The following is a 16,710-nucleotide window of genomic DNA, read 5'->3' on the forward strand; positions in this document are numbered from 1 at the left end:
GGTCAGTTGCGGTTGAGCTCGTTCGAGATGGCCTGGGCGGCCTCGCGCAGCATCGGGACGGCACGCCCGGCGAATGACTGGTCCACGCGGGACACCGGCCCGGAGACCGAGATGGCGGCAGGAGTAGGTGCATCGGGAACTGCCATGGCAAAGCAGCGCACGCCCAGCTCCTGCTCTTCCTCGTCAATGGAGTAGCCGCGTTCCCGGATCCTGCCCAAGTCTGCCAGGAGGGATTCGACATCGCCGATGCTCTTGGAAGTCGGAGTGGGCATGCCGGTGCGTTGCACGATGCCGCGGACCACCTCGTCATCAAGCTGGGCCAGGATGGCTTTGCCGACGCCCGTGTCGTGGGCGTGGGCACGGCGTCCGACCTCAGTAAACATCCTCATGGAATGCCGGGAGGGAACTTGGGCTACGTAGATAACCATGTCCGAATCGAGCACGGCCATGTTGGAGGTCTCCCCGAGCTGATCCACGAGGGATTTTAGCTGCGTCCCGGCTATGGCGCCCAACTGCTTGTTTGCTACTTCGCCGAGCCTGATCAACCGGGGTCCCAGGGCGTAGCGGCGGTGGGGAAGCCGTCGGATGTAGCCGAGAGTGACCAGCGTACGCAGGAGACGGTGGATGGTGGGTAGCGGAAGATCGGTCGATAAGGAGAGCTGGCTGAGCATGACGTCGCCGCCTGCATCCGTAATCAGTTCCAACAACTCAAAAACGCGCTCAACAGACTGCACGCCTCCGGGGGATTTCTCAGCCATGAGACTGTCTCCTGCGACTCGTCAGCGACCAGGGCATCGCTTCAGGCGCCGTCCGCACGCCGAGATAGTGCAGCGTGAGGCGCGAGAGCGCCGTAGCTGTTCAGGCAAGGGCCCGCCTCCGACATGTTGGATTGGTGCATCAGAGTCCATGGGAATCATGGGCAGAAGCATGAATTTTGCCGGTTGCTTCGAGATGTTGACTAGTGAGCGCCTTGTAGTTTTCGGCGTTCGCCCGGCAATGCTCGATTTCCCCAGGCGTAAGGGGTCTGCGCACTTTGGCGGGTACACCCGCCACGAGGGAACCCGCAGGAACAACAGTGCCTTCCAGCACCAATGCGTTAGCGGCTACGAGTGACCCCTTCCCAATAACTGCGCCATTGAGAACGGTCGCGTTCATGCCGATGAGCGAGCCCGCTTCCACGGTGCAGCCGTGCAGGACCGCTCCATGACCCACGCTGACCTGGTCGCCCAAGTGAGCGGGGTATCCGGGATCTGCGTGGACGACGGCTGTGTCCTGGATGTTGCTGCCGGATCCGATCGTGATGTTTTCCATGTCCGCGCGCAACACAGCACCGTAGAAGACTCCCGACGCCTGCCCTAGGCTGACATCGCCGACCACGGTGGCGGTCGGGGCGATCCAAGTGCCGGCAGCGAGACGCGGCGTTCGGCCATTTATGGTGATGACGTTAGTGCTCATGATGGGTTCTCCAAAGGGCTGCAGGTGTGGGATAAGGCACCACCCTAGTACCTTCTGGCAGCCAGTCTCGCCGCACAGGTAGTGGAGGGGATCGATGCTAATCATTTCGTTCAGATCAACACATGATCTATGCCACTATGACTGTCAGATTGATCAGTTGCGATAAAACGAATTGACCAAATCACACGTGTTGCTCAAAGTTAGTGCAGCAATTCATTCATTAGACAGCCGATGATCCAACCTAGGAGGTGCCCGTCTTGGAGCTTCGAACCGCAGGCCTCGAGACGGCACTAGACCACAAGATATTTCTACCAGCAACCGAATTTCGCCCCCTACGTAGGCGCACAGACTACGGAACACCGGACGCGAAAATATCGTCGCTTCATGATCGCCGAACCAACAGCCCTGAAGCTGGATGTTGGAAGCGTCGGCTGGTGGGGCCTCTGTTGAGACATGGTGACGTTGCGGCGGGAACCAGCGTAGTGAATGCTCGGAGCAGCTCCGCTCCGGCTCTGGGGACTTGCCAATCACCCGGCCTGAAACCGGCTTTACAAAACCCACGTTGAGCGGCCTTGGAACTGGCAGGGGTGAACTAACACCCTCGAATCTTGTCCGCATACGGACGTAACTCCTGATGTGCGGGCAGCGGTCCGAGTGAATGGAGCGCTGCCGTCGACGAGAGCAGCGCGGTGAGTGACCTCAGGAACTCTCTCGACCTAACTATGATTGAAAAGGAGCGACGACATGTCATACCCAGCCATTGAGCGGGAGGCGGAGTTGCAAAGTTCTCCACTTGGAGTTACCGATGAACAAGGTAGCGCCGGTGAGCCCATCCATGAACTCGGTGCGGTACTGCCGCCCGAAGCCCTAATCACGGATCCGACAGCCATGGGGCCGTACCAACAGGATCGCGCCTTCGATCCCAATGCTGGTATGCCGATTGCTGTTGTGCTTCCCCTGACCACCGAGCACGTCCAGGTCACAATGCAGTGGGCGGCCAAACATCGGATTCCCGTCGTGCCCAGGGGGGCCGGGACTGGTCTATCCGGAGGGGCAACCGCTGTAAGTGACGGAATAGTGTTGAGTACCGAGCGGATGCGCAGCATCAATGTGGACGCAGTCACCCGCACTGCGGTGGTTCAGCCGGGACTTCTCAACGCTGAGGTTAAGGCGGCAGCCGCTCAGGCAGGACTGTGGTACCCGCCAGACCCCGCGTCCTACGAGATCTGCACCATCGGCGGCAACGCCGCGACCAACGCCGGCGGCCTGTGCTGCGTCAAATACGGTGTCACCTCTGACTACATCTTGGGCATGGAAGTGGTCACGGCTGACGGCCGGGTCGTACGCATTGGCGGACCGCGGCTTAAGGACGTCGCGGGACTGTCCATGCTCAAGCTCTTTGTCGGCAGCGAGGGAACACTGGGCATTATCACGGAACTCACCTTGCGGCTCCTTCCGGCAGCGCCTCCCGCGCGGACAGTAGTTGGATGGTTCTCCAGCAGCGGGGATGCTGCAGCCGCAATCCTTGAGGTCGCCTCGAGCATCCGCCCATCAATGCTGGAGTACATGGATGCGACGTCCATCAACGCCGTTGAAGACGTGCTGGATATGGGCTTGCACCGCCACGCGTCCGCCCTTGTCGTAGCGCGCTCTGATGATCAAAGCCCTAGCGGGGCCGAGGTCACGACCATGCTGGCAGCCTTCCAACAGCACGGCGCGTTCGAGGCATTTGAAGTCACAGACCAACAGGAAGGTGAGCGGTTTGCCCACGCCCGGCGAATCGCGATCCCTTCCGTCGAACGTTTGGGCACGTTACTCCTCGAGGACGTGGGCGTAGCCATCCCCCGACTGGGAGAACTAATTCTCGGAGTAGAGAAGATCGCTGAAGCCCGGGATGTGGTCATCGCATTCATTGCCCACGCGGGTGACGGAAACACGCATCCGCTGATTGTTTTCAACCCGGACGACGCCGCCATGAAGGAGCGCGCATACCTCGCCTACGGTGAGGTAATGGACCTGGCCATAGAACTGGAAGGCACCATCACCGGCGAGCACGGCGTAGGCCGACTCAAACGGCCCTGGCTCGTTGATCAGATCGGAGAAGACCTCCTTGAAATCTCACACAATGTAAAGCGGGCTTTGGATCCAGCAGGAATCCTCAACCCTGGAACCATTTTTGCTGCGTCAGGTACTGCCGGCCTGGCTGCGAAGAAAGGACATTCATGATGGACCAGGAAGGACGCATCCAAAGCGGAGGGCTCTCCGTCGACGCAGCTTTGCACTGTTTTGTCGAGGAGGAGGCACTTCCGGGCTCGGGCATCGAAGCGGCAGACTTTTGGAGTGGTCTTGAACAAATTGTTCAGGACTTGGCGCCCCGAAACCGTGAGCTACTCGCCCGGCGCGATGAACTCCAAGCCGAGATTGACGGCTGGCACGCACTGCACCCAGTTCCATTTGATCAACATGAGTACCGATCCTTCCTCCAGAACATCGGTTACATCCTTCCCGAACCCGAAGACGTACAAGTACACACTCACGGAGTGGATGAGGAGATTGCCCGCGTGGCAGGACCCCAGCTGATTGTGCCCATTTCGAACGCCCGCTATGCACTAAACGCCGCAAACGCGCGGTGGGGCTCACTTTATGACGCGCTGTACGGCACCGATGCCTTGGGCCCGGCAACGGGAGTGAAGGAATTCGATCCGGCACGCGGCAAGCTGGTGGTTTCATATGTGCGCGAGCTATTGGACGAGTTCTTTCCGCTGAACGAAGGGCGACACGCCTATTCAGTGGGATACACGGTACGCGACGGCATCTTGACGGTGAAACTGGCTGACGGCACCTTTAGCAGTCTGATTCAGTCTGAATTGCTCGCCGGATACCGAGGTGAGGCCAGCTCGCCATCGGCAATTCTTCTGCGCCACCATGGACTCCACGTCGAGATCACTATCGACCCTGCCACACAGGTAGGACAGACGGACCCGGCAGGCATCTCCGACGTGCTCCTCGAATCCGCCATTACGACGATCATGGACTTCGAGGATTCCGTTTCCGCCGTGGACGCCGAGGATAAAATCGTCTGCTACCGCAATTGGCTCGGAATCAATCGCGGCGACCTCGCAGACACCTTCACAAAGGGAGGTGAAGTGATGACTCGGCGGCTGGCAAACGATCGGCATTACACATCTCCAAATGGCGCGGAAGATGTAACGGTGCCGGGACGGTCACTCATCTTCGTCCGGAACGTCGGCCACCTCATGAGCTCCGATGCCGTACTCGATATCCAGGGAAATGAGATCGGCGAGGGCATCCTGGACGCCGTCCTCACCACGCTAACCGCGCTGCCCGGTCGGGACCCCTCCAACCCCCTGCGAAACGGGTCCCAAGGCTCCATTTACATCGTCAAACCGAAAATGCACGGCCCGGCCGAAGTGGCTTTCACAGTGGAACTCTTCCGTCGCGTGGAGGAACTTCTCCAACTGCCATCGAACACGCTTAAGCTCGGCCTCATGGACGAGGAGAGGCGGACCACAGTCAACCTGAAGGCCTGCATAGCGGAAGCCAAGGAAAGACTGGTATTCATCAACACCGGTTTCCTGGACAGGTCCGGTGACGAAATACACACGTCCATGGAGGCCGGGCCCTTCGTCCGTAAGGCTGACATGCGCAGTCAAGCATGGATCTCCGCCTATGAGGATCAAAACGTCGATGTCGGCGTCGAAGTGGGGCTGCCCGGCCACGGCCAGATCGGCAAAGGCATGTGGGCGATGCCTGACCTCATGGCTGCAATGCTTGAGCAAAAGATTGCTCACCCCTTGGCCGGCGCCGCCACTGCTTGGGTCCCCTCACCCACGGCAGCGACTCTTCACGCCATCCATTACCACCGTGTAGATGTTCCTGCCCGGCAGCAGGACATCGCCACTCAGGGCCGCCGCGGCACTCTTGAGGGACTCCTTACTCTCCCCATCGCGGCTAATCCGTCATGGTCGGCAGCCGAGCGCCAGGAAGAACTAGATAACAACATGCAGTCGCTGCTCGGATATGTCGTCCGCTGGGTCGACCAAGGAGTGGGATGCTCAAAGGTGCCGGACATTCATGACGTTGCACTTATGGAGGACCGGGCTACCCTGCGCATATCAAGTCAACACATCGCCAATTGGCTCCGTCATGGAGTGGTGAGCGAGCAGGATGTGCATGAAAGCATGATGCGGATGGCCGGTGTTGTAGACGCACAGAACTCGAAGGACCCCTCGTACCGCCCTATGTCTTCCAACTTCGAGGACAGCATCGCGTTCCAGTGCGCTGCTGACCTGGTGTTCCAAGGGGCTCAACAGCCAAACGGCTACACCGAACCCCTCCTGCACAAACGACGACGTGAGCAAAAACGCGTCACCCGCTCAGTAGCCCTCCATGCGGCTAAGTCATAGACCTCAAGGAACCTCATGCAGAACTATGTTGAATCACTGTCGGTAAGCTACGCGGCGGCCGCCAGGGCCGTTGTCTTGGCCCTTGAAGAGGGGGAAAAGCGCGGTGTCCTGGTAGCAGCCACAGTTGTCGACCCGATGATGGGCCTTGTTGCTTTCGGCCGGGCGGACGGTTCTATGCCTCACAGCGTGGAGACCAGCCGAAGGAAAGCCAATACGGCGGCTTCCTCTCGGAGGCCCAGCGGCTGGATGCAGGGAGACTTCGCCCTTGCCCTTCCGATGGGCACCGATAACCTCCTGACCAACATTCGTGGGGGATTCCCCTTGGTGTTCACGGGAAAGCACGTAGGTGGCCTTGGTGTCGCGGGCGGGACGCCTGACCAGGACGCCGAGATCGGCTCTGCAGTGCTGGAAGCTTTGGGCAGCACCCTAGCGGCGACCTGATCCTTGCTGCTCATACCTGCCGGTTGGCACAAGAATTGCCCTGGCTGCTACGGGTGGCGCCGCCACTAGCGGCTCTTTGGCCACCTCTCAGCGTGTACCACGGGCCCGGCAGGGTGTCGTTTACCTGCAATCCCTGTAGCCACAATTTCTGCGGTGGGGTGTCGATGGTCACCGGGATCATCAACTATCGCAACGCATGACACCTCATTGCAGGCTCGCCAAATGACCCAGTACAGCTGCCCCAATCTGAGCCGCGTATATTCAGGAGTAAACGATGGACCTTCACCTGCAATCAAATTGGCAACGTACAGTCGGGCAGCGTGTAGAAATCTGGAATAACGGGAAGCTGGTACGCAAAGGAACCGTGGAGGTCGTCATGCCAGATGAGACGCTTCTTTGGATTTCCGCGGACGGAGCCTCGTCGCGGCAGATGATTTTCCGTTTCGACGGAAACCAGGTTTTCACACATTTCATGCCCCCGGGGGGGCCCGAGAGCAATCAGTAGGAGTTCGGCAGGTCTGCAACGGGATGCTTTTTGCCGAATACCGCCGCCGAGCGGCTCTACGACCCAAATGCTGGAGCTTCCTATGAATAGAACAATGTTCAAGTCCAAAATTCACCGGGCAACAGTCACGCACGCTGACCTGCACTATGTAGGCTCAGTTACCGTTGACCTTGACCTCCTCGATGCTGCCGACATCCTTCCTGGTGAGCTTGTGGCCATCGTGGACGTAACCAATGGCGCCCGACTGGAGACTTACACTATTGCCGGCGAACGAGGCTCGGGCGTGATCGGCATCAATGGCCCGGCCGCCCATTTGGTACAGGAAAACGACATCGTCATCCTGATCACCTACGCCGAAATGACCACCGGGGAAGCCAAAGCCTATGAGCCCCGGGTAGTCCACGTAGACGAGAACAACAGGATGATCCAGATTGGCAACGACCCCGCGGAGGGTCTCACGCCCGGGCTCCTACGCCCGCCACATGCCCTTATCATCTCCGCAATCTAATCGCACCGTGCGCGGTAGGACTATCCCAACTGCGCGCACAGGCGAAACCCTTGCTAAGAGTGCGAATGGGGGTGGCTGGTGCTTACGCGTTGCAAACAAGCACTTATACGCTTGCCGTCCCCTCCCCCCCCGGATTTCAGGAGGACCTTATGCCCCAGTCTCCCGCGCCAAGGCCACAGCGACGTCAGTCCCCTGCCGCAGTCACCGCAGTCCTGGCACTCAGCGGCACGGTTGTCGCCCTCATGCAGACGCTGGTAGTTCCGCTCCTTCCCGATTTCCCTGGCATCCTGAAGGTGACATCCGACGACGCCTCCTGGCTGGTGACCGCCACGTTGCTCACCAGTGCCGTGGCAACACCGATTGTTTCCCGCAGCGCGGATATGTACGGCAAGCGCAAGATGATGGTGGTGTGCCTAGCCACTATGGTCGCGGGGTCGGTGCTGGCAGCGGTGGGCGGCTCCTTCGTGTGGCTGGTCATTGGGCGGGCACTTCAGGGCTTCGCCACGGCCCTGATCCCGGTGGGAATCAGCATCATGCGGGATGAACTGCCCAAGGAGAAGATGGGCTCATCCGTGGCCCTGATGAGCGCCACCTTGGGCATTGGCAGCGCCATGGGCCTTCCCTTGGCGGGGATACTGTACGAGAGCTTGGGGTGGGCCTGGATTTTCTGGGTCTCGGCTGCAGCAGGTTTCCTGCTGCTCCTTGCCGTGGTGCTGGTAATCCCTGAATCGAAGGTCCGCACGTCCGGGACCTTCGATTACACAGGAGCGTTGGTGCTGTCGGCTGCGCTGACCGCGATGTTGTTGGCTATCTCAAAGGGCGGTTCCTGGGGCTGGGGGTCTGAGCAAGTCCTATTGCTGTTCCTTGCAGCCGCCATACTGCTGGCAGTCTGGGTGCCGTACGAACTAAAAGTCAGCCAGCCGATGGTTGACCTTCGAACATCCGCCTTCCGGCCTGTTCTGTTCACCAACCTCGCCTCGCTGCTCATCGGCTTCGCGATGTTTGCCAACATGCTACTCACTACCCAGCAACTCCAACTACCCACTGCCACAGGCTATGGTTTCGAACTCAGCGTAATTGCGGCTGGCCTGTGCATGATCCCCTCCGGGTTGGCCATGGTGGTATTCGCACCACTGTCCGGTCGTATTATCCGGATCTTCGGCGGCAAGATTGCCCTCATGGCTGGCGCCTCTGTGATGGTCGTGGGCTACGTGGGCCGCGTGTTCTTCTACGACTCCATACCCTGGGTGATCGTCGGTTCCACTGTCGTGGGCATCGGCACAGCTATCGCTTACGCGGCCATGCCCACCCTCATCATGGGTGCCGTACCCATCACCGAGACCGCGTCCGCGAATGGTCTAAACAGCCTGGTCCGTGCCATAGGAACTTCGACATCAAGCGCGGCAATTGCCGCCGTCTTCACCTCGGTCACCATGACGGTCGACGGCACTCGCCTGCCGTCCTTCGAAGCATTCAAGGACATCTTCTGGATAGCAGCGCTGGCGGCGGCAGCATCGGCGCTGTTCGCGGTCCTTATCCCCCGTGCGCCCTTGTCCGACGTCGGCGCTGTTGAACTCGTACTGCAAGGACGCGTCCTGGCACCGGACCACCAGCCCCTCACACCCGCCGTCGTCACCGTCCTGAAAACCAGCGGAGAACAAGTCGACTGGAGCCGCGTGGACGCTGAAGGCAACTACTCAGTCGCCCTCCCCCACGCCGGCGAGTACCTGATGGTAGCCAACGCCGCTGGCTGGTCGCCCATGGCCGCGGTCTTTGAGGTCGACGGACGCACCCTCCAGCAAGACTTCCTGCTCCAGGAGCGGCTAGAGATTACCGGGACGGTCAACGACAACAGTGGGACAGTAGCCGACGCGGTGATAACACTCCTCGAAGCCGGCGGTGGGCATCTGGGCACCACCCGAACGGACGACGACGGCGGGTATGCCTTCCCGCTCCCACTCGCCGGCCGCTACGTAGTAACCATGCATAGTTCCGGGACTCGCGTAGCCATGGCGCAGAAGATCAGCGTGGATACCCGTTCCATGCGCGTAGATTTTGACGTTCCGGCTGTGCAGAGGTGTTCCGGCAAAGAGGTGGGAGGGTGAACAGCCCAGCCACGATTTAACGGTCAGCTCCGCGGTAGGTGACATCTCGGCGGACGCTGGCGTTTCCCCCTCCCTGGTCATGAAACTGCTCCATTCCACGGAAAAGCTTTTACTGTCGCCCGGCCCCACGGGCCGCAGCTTACCGAGCTGGGCGTCCCACCGGCCACACTCGGCCGAACCCTTGTGCAGTAATGACCGGGAACGAGGAATGCAGGAACCGGGCGAATTTCTTTGACGGCTTGGAATTTTCACGAGTTGGGGGCAGACTTCGGCGCTACCGTCCAAACGTAAATCGACACCTGCACGGCAGCAGCCCACTAAAAAGCACACCTAGCACGTCAATAGTCCTTCTATGCAACGGCTGTTTGCGACACAACCAGTAAGCCCATGAAATCCCTGCGGAGGCGCGCTCCAGTTGAGGATCACTGTTTGGCCCAGCTGCCTACATAATGTTGGCCTTGGGCTCAGCATGAGGGATCGGAGTCTTCCTCCGCAACTTTCATGGTGCGGGGCGTCGTCCAGTCGTGTTACGTGAGTCTGCCTACCTCGCAACCCTATGCGGGCAGTCCGTCGCTCATCATGAGCCCCGGGCTGCGGGATGGCAGCCGAGCCCCTCGTTGCCGACGAAGCCCGCTATGAACTCCACCGGAGCCGGCGCTTCTGCTGAGCACATTAGAATCCACCTCTTCACCTGAACTCATCCGTTTGAACGGCGAGTCCGTGGACGCCAGTAACCCCGCGATTGCACAATGCCTGCTGCAGCTGCTTCTCAGGGACACCAGGCCACCACGCTCTTACTGTTACGGGTTGGGGGAAGGCGAACAGTCACCTCCTGGTGACACATCGGGCGGTGAAGACCTTTTTGACCCCGTGGCTGGGTTCAGGTCCTTAGTAGGCGAAACTTCGGTCGACTCCATCGAGGATGCGGTCCAGGCCCGGAAGCCAGTCCTCCTCAAGACGGCTGGGGGGATAAGGGGTGTCGTACCCGGTGACGCGGACGACTGGGGCCAACAGCGAGTGGAAGACCGTTTCCTGAATTCGGGAGGCAATTTCGGCTCCGAGTCCTGCGGTCCTCGATGCCTCGTGGGCAACAAGGAGCCGCCCGGTACGCTCTACGGACCTGATTATTGTGGCGTCATCGATCGGAGACAGGGACCGGAGGTCGATAACCTCAATGCTACGACCCTCTTGATCGCATATTTCTGCGACTTTAAGGGCGACGGGCACCAACGCTCCGTAGGTAACGATCGTTAAGTCGTTCCCCGCCCGGACAATTTCGGCTTTCTCAAGTGCCTGCGGCATCCTGTTCGGATCCACGTCGCCTTTAAGCCAGTAGTGGCGTTTTGGTTCAAGGAAAATGACAGGATCTGGGCTGCGGACAGCGAGGCCGATCATATCGTAGGCCTGTTGCGGTGAGGACGGGCAGACCACCTTGAGCCCGGCCGTGTGGGCGAAGTATGCCTCAGGCGATTCCGAATGATGTTCAATGGCGCCGATGCCCCCGCCAACCGGGATCCTGATCACCACGGGGAGAGTGATTGTCCCCTCTGACCGGTGCCGGTATTTTGCCAGCTGGGTAATGATCTGGTTCATGGCGGGAAAGACGAACCCGTCGAACTGGATCTCGCAAACCGGCCGGTATCCTGCCATCGCGAGTCCGATGGCGCCGCCAACGATCCCGGCTTCCCCCAGCGGTGAATCGACCACGCGCTGCGGTCCAAAGGTTTTCTGGAGGCCGTCGGTCACTCGGAAGACTCCGCCAAGTTGCCCTATGTCTTCACCGAGGAGCATCACTTTGTCGTCGGATTCCATTGCATGGCGCAAACCGAGGTTAAGTGCGTGCGCGATTGGCATCTTGCTTATCGTCTGGTTCATTCTCCTGCCTCCACGAATTCGATGTGTTCTGCCATCTGCTGTTCGAGTTCTACGGGCAGATCAACGTAGGTATTCCGGAAGGGCGACTCAGGACCTGGGCTTGGCAGGTTACGGCAACCGGTCCGCAGCCGCTCTGCCAGACGACTTTCCTCGTCGGCAATCTGGTCCAGAAGGGCATCGTCGATCTGTCCAGTGGAGTCCAGATAGCGGCGGAACCGATCAATCGGATCCAGGGCTGCCCACTCGTCGTTTTCGGCGCCGGAGCGGTATCGACCGTCATCGTCCGACGTGGTGTGCGGGTTGCGGCGGTAGGTGAGGGCCTCGATCAGTGTAGGACCATTTCCACTGCGCGCGTTGTCGAGAGCCTGCCTGGCTGCAGCCAGACAGGCAAAGACGTCGTTGCCGTCCACACGGACACCCCGGAAGCCGAAACCTTCTGCGCGCTGCGCGACGGAAACCCTGCTTTGGACCGAGTACGGGGCGGAAATTGCCCATTGATTGTTCTGGCAGAAGAATACAACCGGCAAGTTCTGCGCTGCCGCCCAGACGAAAGCTTCGTTCGTCTCGCCCTCGCTTAGCGCCCCGTCACCGAGGAACACCATCACCGCCCGGTCGCGGTTCGGATCTCCGGTGCCAACGTCGCCGTCCCGGACAATACCCATGGCGTAACCAACCGCATGCAGCGTCTGTGCACCGATAACCAGCGTGTAGAGATTGAAATTATTGGCTGTTGGGTCCCATCCCCCCAGGGTCGTGCCACGGAAGAGTCCCAGGAGATTCACAGGATCCACCCCACGGCACCACGCCACGGCATGCTCGCGGTAAGTAGGGAAAACAATGTCACCTGGTTGTAGTGCACGGGCAGCCCCGACCTGCGCGGCCTCCTGACCCAACAGGGACGGCCAAAGGCCCAGCTCCCCCTGCCGCTGCAGAGCAATCGCTTCGGTGTCCACCCTCCGCGCCAGCACCATGTCCCGATACAGGCCCGGGCCATCGACCGTGCCGACGTCGAGCTTCAACACCTCATTCGTTTGGATAGATCCGTCCTGGCTTATCAGACTGATCGGCTCGTCCGTCATGAACTGCTTCCCTTTCCTTTGGGCTGGACTGCCCGGAGCATTTGGGCTGGTGCGGCACAACCCGCAGCGGCAAAGGGCCGCGTGACTGGGCGAAGCCGTACCGTTGCCGCTGTGCAGCCAGACACGACCCGGGCCACGGTCAGATCTAAGACGCCGCCCTGTTCTGTGCTGGGGCCGGTAGTCGAAGCCACAAGCATGGCGCCCTCCTAAAAATGTTTTCCGACGGATTGTCGTTGAATGAATCGCTGACCTAACTCTGAAGAGAAGGCGTGTTGTGGTCAACTTGTTCCCTTGCAACTGAGCGATCTGTTCATAACGAACTCGAAGACGCATGCGGAGCTGGACTAAACGACTAGCACCGACGGTCTCGACTAGGAGCTGCCGAAACGACTCAACGCGAACGCCCGTACAGGCACCGCCGAACTTGCATCAGAATTAGGTGACTCGCGCACTCCGACATTCCCAACTTCGGAACCTGGAAGAGACGGTTGGGCCTCTTCGAACGGAAGCGTCTAAGTTTGTGTGCTGGCGTGTATTTTTACGAGTGGAAGCGTGCGACATTGGACTTCGAGGCCACGGTTCCTTTCCCGAAAATGAGCAAATACTCTGATCGCGGTGCGTGCGGTAGCGGCCCGGCCAGGGCGATGCTCCGCGGCATTCCTGCGACGAGCCATCTCTGCAGGGGGGCGGGCCACCTTCTGATCACCCATCGGCGTGGTCTGGCCAGGCACCCGCGGCCTTTACCCTCGCTGGAAAATTCGGACCAAAGGCCCTCAAGCGGGGCCGAGGGTGGTTGGACCCGCAGGCCAAAGAGAGCCCGCCGCCAGTAATCACCCTGCCAGCTGGTCCCGGCCCACCGTTAACGGGTTACACGGGGTGCTTTCGCCGGGGCATGATAGGCGCCCGACGATCGCGGGTGAGGACGGTACCGGCCGAAGCTTTCATCGGGCCGGTTCGGTCGTAACGTGAATGCCGAACTTGCCGCCGAAGGACAGGCCAAGCACTGTCATCACATCGGAGTGTCTGGAGGCGGCCTGATCAAAGAACACGCCGTTGCGTTGGATCGCAACGGCAAGACGCTGCTGGATAGGGTATTTTCCCAGGACGCCGCGGAGCTGCTCACCATCACCGCCTCCCTCGCTGTCAGAACGGGCCCTGCTGCTGGTGGACCAGCTAGCGAAGATTTGCGCGCTCCGGGTCGCCGCGGCCCAGACCAAATGCATCAATATCACTTATTTGCCCGGGCCGGCGGGCCGCCGCCTTAGTCCAACTGCGGGTAGGGCCAGGTGGGCCCACGATGACGCCAGGAATCGTAGCTTCAGCGCGGATGATCACGGTGGTGCTTCCGGGGGATCCCAGCCCTGAAGTAGCTGCTCAGCAGTAACGCGGGTCGTAGCCCGTCGGCTCCACCCGGGCCACTGTTGGAGCGCCCAGCGCCTCCCCTGTGAGCTCTGCGGCTACGCGCCATCTCGGAATTGTCTGGCTCCCTGAGCATCCCAACACAAGCTCGGGGGTTTCGCTCCACAGTTCGTTAAGTCCAGACAAGCCCCGTGTCCAGCGGGTCGATAACGCACTCGCACAGCTACCGGTAAGACCAGTGTGCCCTCTGGCGCAGCCACCGGTAAGACCAGTGTGCAATCGCCCACAGCCGGCGGGCCTAGAATTTTACTCCAAAAAGACGCTATATGGGTGTCATCCCGCGGTCTTCTTGACAGCTAGTGTCTTCTAGGTCACAGTTTATCCATGCTATCGGACCTTCTGGATCCAGAGAGCAGGTAACAACGTAAGCGAAGCTCTGATGCAGTTCGCCCTTCGGAACTGACGACCGGAGAGGTTCTCTCGTCCCAAGCCCACACGACACCGTGACAAAAGGTGCTTGGTCCTCGAAACAGTCGGTTTTTGGATATCACGAGGTCGATCTGGAACCAACAGACTCGCTAATGGCCTGAAATTACGCGCTTGAACGGATCTGCAAGTCGCCGCCGACATCACAGATTCAAGTCGCGTAACCAACCCTTATTAGGAGCTATTTGTATGAGTGGTCCACTTAGCGGCATGCGTGTCCTGGACATTGCCACCGTATTCGCCGGCCCTTTCGCCGCCGCATTGCTTGGCGACATGGGAGCAACTGTGCTGAAGGTCGAGATGCCAGGGGTAGGCGATCCGTTGCGCGCCCTCGGTCCGTTCCAGGGCGACACATCGCTTACTTGGGCTGCAGCGGCTCGAAACAAGCAAAGCATGACTCTCGACCTGAAATCGTCGGAGGGTCAAGAAGTTCTCATCCGCCTTCTCGCCGAGCAGGACATTCTCATCGAGAACTTCCGGCCCGGCACTTTGGACAAGTGGGGCCTTAGCATTGACCGGCTGCGGGCGGCGAATCCCAACCTGATCGTGGTACGCATTTCGGGCTACGGCCAGACTGGTCCCTTCGGGAGTAAGGCAGGCTTCGGGACCCCTGCGACCGCATTCAGTGGTTACGCTCATATCAACGGGTACCCCGACCGTCCTCCGGTATTGCCGTCAGTGTCTCTGGTGGACTACCTAACCGGCATGTTCGGCGCGCTAGGTGCCCTGGCGGCCGTATATCAACTGAAGGTGTCGGGCGGGCCGGCCGAGGAAGTCGACGCCGCGCTGTACGAATCAATCTTCCGGATGCTTGAAGTAGTTGTTGCCGAGTACGACGTGCTCGGCACAGTCCGAGAACGCACCGGCAACGAGCTAGCAGCCTCTTGCCCTGCAGGAATTTATCAGGCAAAGGACGGACACTGGGTCGTCATCACCACCAGCACAGAGCGCACCTTCGCCCGACTCGCCGAAGCGATGGACCGGCCTGACATGCTCACCGACCCGCGCTACTCGACCAACCGGGAACGACTAGCGCGGAGGACCGAGATGAACGAGCTGGTCAGCGCTTGGACCGGCACTTACACCCGCGAAGAACTGCAAAAGCGGCTGGACGACTTCTCGGTCCCGCACTCCCTTGTCTACGACGTCGCCGACATCTTCAAGGATGAGCACTATGCAGCACGCGACATGCTCGTAGAAGTCAGTCATCCCACACTCGGCTCAGTCACATTGCCTGGAGTAGTGCCCAAGTTCAGCGAGAACCCTGGCTCCATCCGGAGCGCGGGCCCTCTCATGGGCGAACACACCACAACCGTCCTCACTGAGCTGGGCTACACCGCCGAGCAGATCGCCGACCTCGAACTTAAGGGAATCGTCTGATGTCAATTGAAAGCGATCAACCCGCTCGGTTCGGGAAGGGAGCATGACATGCCCGACGGACTGATGATCACCAGGCAGGCAGACGGTCGGATTCTAGAGGTAGTTCTGGATCGGGTCGAACGCGGGAATGCCCTGTCTGCTTCGATGTATCGTGAGCTGGCCGAAGTAATAAGACGTGCGGAGAACGATGCCTCCATCGGCGCGCTCCTCATTCGCAGTAGTCGCGAAACTTTTTGTATGGGCGGCGACATAGCTGATGATCGCGGTAGGCGTGACCCTGATTACAGCGCTGCGATTCACGACTTCACCGAGCAGTGGTTGTCACGGAGCATTCCAGCAGTAGCGCTGGTCGACGGCGCGGCTCAAGCGTTCGGATGTGCTCTCGCTCTTAGTTCAGATCTTGTGTTTTCAACGGAACGGGCCTGGTTCGCGCTGCCTGAACTGCTGCACGGACTTGTTCCCGTGTATGCAATAGCGGTTCTGGACGCGTCGGGGCATGCCGCGACCGGAGCTCGAATGATGTGGCAAGGCAAGCGCTTCTCCGGCAGGGAAATCAGTAGCTTTGCCAATAATGTCGTCCTGTGCGCCTCGATCCAGGAAGCGGAAGAAGGCATCGCAGATATTTTCACCGGATGGATGGGTGGAAATGTGGACTCTCTAAGGCGTGCAAAGCGATTCACCAACAACGCCAATGATACAAACAGAAACACGATCTTGTCCGGCGCCCAGAAAGCGCTTCAGCACGCCTTAGCGAACGCTGACGAGGACCCAAGAAAAGCCCAGTCCTACCTGTCGACAGCCACCTCAAATAGATAGCCCACGTGAGTCATCCGCAAAGCTGTTAGAGCTGATTCATAGGAAGCGCTGCTTGCCTAACAAACTAACAACTCCATGCTAACGGTCGCCATGCCGAAACGGCTTCCACTCTGCAATTCTAAAGACACAATTCCGATGAACGTACGCCACCTTTGCCCAAAAATACTGGTAGTGCCTAGGGTGCCGTAATCCGACCAGTTCCCTGGACGGATAAAACTGGCATTACTGTCAACCGCCATCATTGAGCGAGACAGAACATATGCCAACTGATCAA

At 59.6% G+C, this 16,710-nt stretch carries 12 protein-coding genes; 8 read left to right on the plus strand and 4 right to left on the minus strand.

Going from position 1 to position 16,710, the window contains the following annotated elements; all coding sequences use genetic code 11:
- Positions 1-2 precede the first annotated feature (2 nt).
- Both QFZ60_RS11315 and QFZ60_RS11320 read right to left on the minus strand, forming a co-directional pair.
- The gene (locus tag QFZ60_RS11315) at positions 3-758 is read right to left on the minus strand and encodes an IclR family transcriptional regulator (RefSeq protein ID WP_307090583.1); all 756 of its coding nucleotides are present in this window, start codon (positions 756-758) and stop codon (positions 3-5) included.
- A 139-nt stretch (positions 759-897) separates the two neighbouring features.
- Positions 898-1,455: a gamma carbonic anhydrase family protein gene (locus QFZ60_RS11320; protein WP_307090584.1), complete on the minus strand. Its 558-nt coding sequence runs from the start codon at positions 1,453-1,455 to the stop codon at positions 898-900.
- A gap of 744 nt (positions 1,456-2,199) precedes the next feature.
- On the opposite strand from QFZ60_RS11320, the gene QFZ60_RS11325 reads away from it, so the two are divergent.
- The 5 genes from QFZ60_RS11325 to QFZ60_RS11345 all read left to right on the plus strand — a co-directional run bounded on the left by QFZ60_RS11325 (position 2,200) and on the right by QFZ60_RS11345 (position 9,441).
- Complete coding sequence (locus QFZ60_RS11325; RefSeq protein WP_307090585.1) at positions 2,200-3,681, plus strand: FAD-binding oxidoreductase; 1,482 nt, start codon at positions 2,200-2,202, stop codon at positions 3,679-3,681.
- Complete coding sequence (locus QFZ60_RS11330; RefSeq protein WP_307090586.1) at positions 3,678-5,882, plus strand: malate synthase G; 2,205 nt, start codon at positions 3,678-3,680, stop codon at positions 5,880-5,882. The genes QFZ60_RS11325 and QFZ60_RS11330 overlap by 4 nt, the downstream gene beginning before the upstream one ends.
- A 15-nt stretch (positions 5,883-5,897) precedes the next feature.
- Entirely contained in the window at positions 5,898-6,323 is a 426-nt protein-coding gene (locus QFZ60_RS11335; RefSeq protein WP_113719797.1) for a heme-binding protein, read from the plus strand.
- A gap of 587 nt (positions 6,324-6,910) precedes the next feature.
- Positions 6,911-7,336: an aspartate 1-decarboxylase gene (gene panD / locus QFZ60_RS11340; RefSeq protein ID WP_307090587.1), complete on the plus strand. Its 426-nt coding sequence runs from the start codon at positions 6,911-6,913 to the stop codon at positions 7,334-7,336.
- 149 nt (positions 7,337-7,485) lie between these two features.
- The gene (locus tag QFZ60_RS11345) at positions 7,486-9,441 is read left to right on the plus strand and encodes an MFS transporter (protein ID WP_307090588.1); all 1,956 of its coding nucleotides are present in this window, start codon (positions 7,486-7,488) and stop codon (positions 9,439-9,441) included.
- 888 nt (positions 9,442-10,329) lie between these two features.
- Here the strand turns inward: QFZ60_RS11345 and QFZ60_RS11350 are convergent.
- Together QFZ60_RS11350 and QFZ60_RS11355 are read right to left on the minus strand one after the other, a co-directional pair.
- Positions 10,330-11,316, minus strand: a complete 987-nt coding sequence (locus QFZ60_RS11350; protein ID WP_307090589.1) for an alpha-ketoacid dehydrogenase subunit beta — start codon at positions 11,314-11,316, stop codon at positions 10,330-10,332.
- Complete coding sequence (locus QFZ60_RS11355; RefSeq protein ID WP_307090590.1) at positions 11,313-12,395, minus strand: thiamine pyrophosphate-dependent dehydrogenase E1 component subunit alpha; 1,083 nt, start codon at positions 12,393-12,395, stop codon at positions 11,313-11,315. Before QFZ60_RS11355 ends, QFZ60_RS11350 begins: the two co-directional genes overlap by 4 nt.
- 965 nt (positions 12,396-13,360) lie before the next feature.
- On the opposite strand from QFZ60_RS11355, the gene QFZ60_RS11360 reads away from it, so the two are divergent.
- The 3 genes from QFZ60_RS11360 (at position 13,361) to QFZ60_RS11370 (ending at position 16,436) form a co-directional block, all read left to right on the plus strand.
- Entirely contained in the window at positions 13,361-13,660 is a 300-nt protein-coding gene (locus QFZ60_RS11360; protein WP_307090591.1) for a hypothetical protein, read from the plus strand.
- A 790-nt stretch (positions 13,661-14,450) separates the two neighbouring features.
- The gene (locus tag QFZ60_RS11365) at positions 14,451-15,620 is read left to right on the plus strand and encodes a CaiB/BaiF CoA-transferase family protein (protein WP_307090592.1); all 1,170 of its coding nucleotides are present in this window, start codon (positions 14,451-14,453) and stop codon (positions 15,618-15,620) included.
- 48 nt (positions 15,621-15,668) lie between these two features.
- Positions 15,669-16,436 (plus strand): enoyl-CoA hydratase/isomerase family protein, encoded by a 768-nt coding sequence (locus QFZ60_RS11370; protein ID WP_307090593.1) that lies wholly within the window; start codon positions 15,669-15,671, stop codon positions 16,434-16,436.
- Positions 16,437-16,710: the final 274 nt, after the last annotated feature.

Source organism: Arthrobacter sp. B2I5, from assembly GCF_030816735.1.
Lineage (GTDB): Bacteria > Actinomycetota > Actinomycetes > Actinomycetales > Micrococcaceae > Arthrobacter.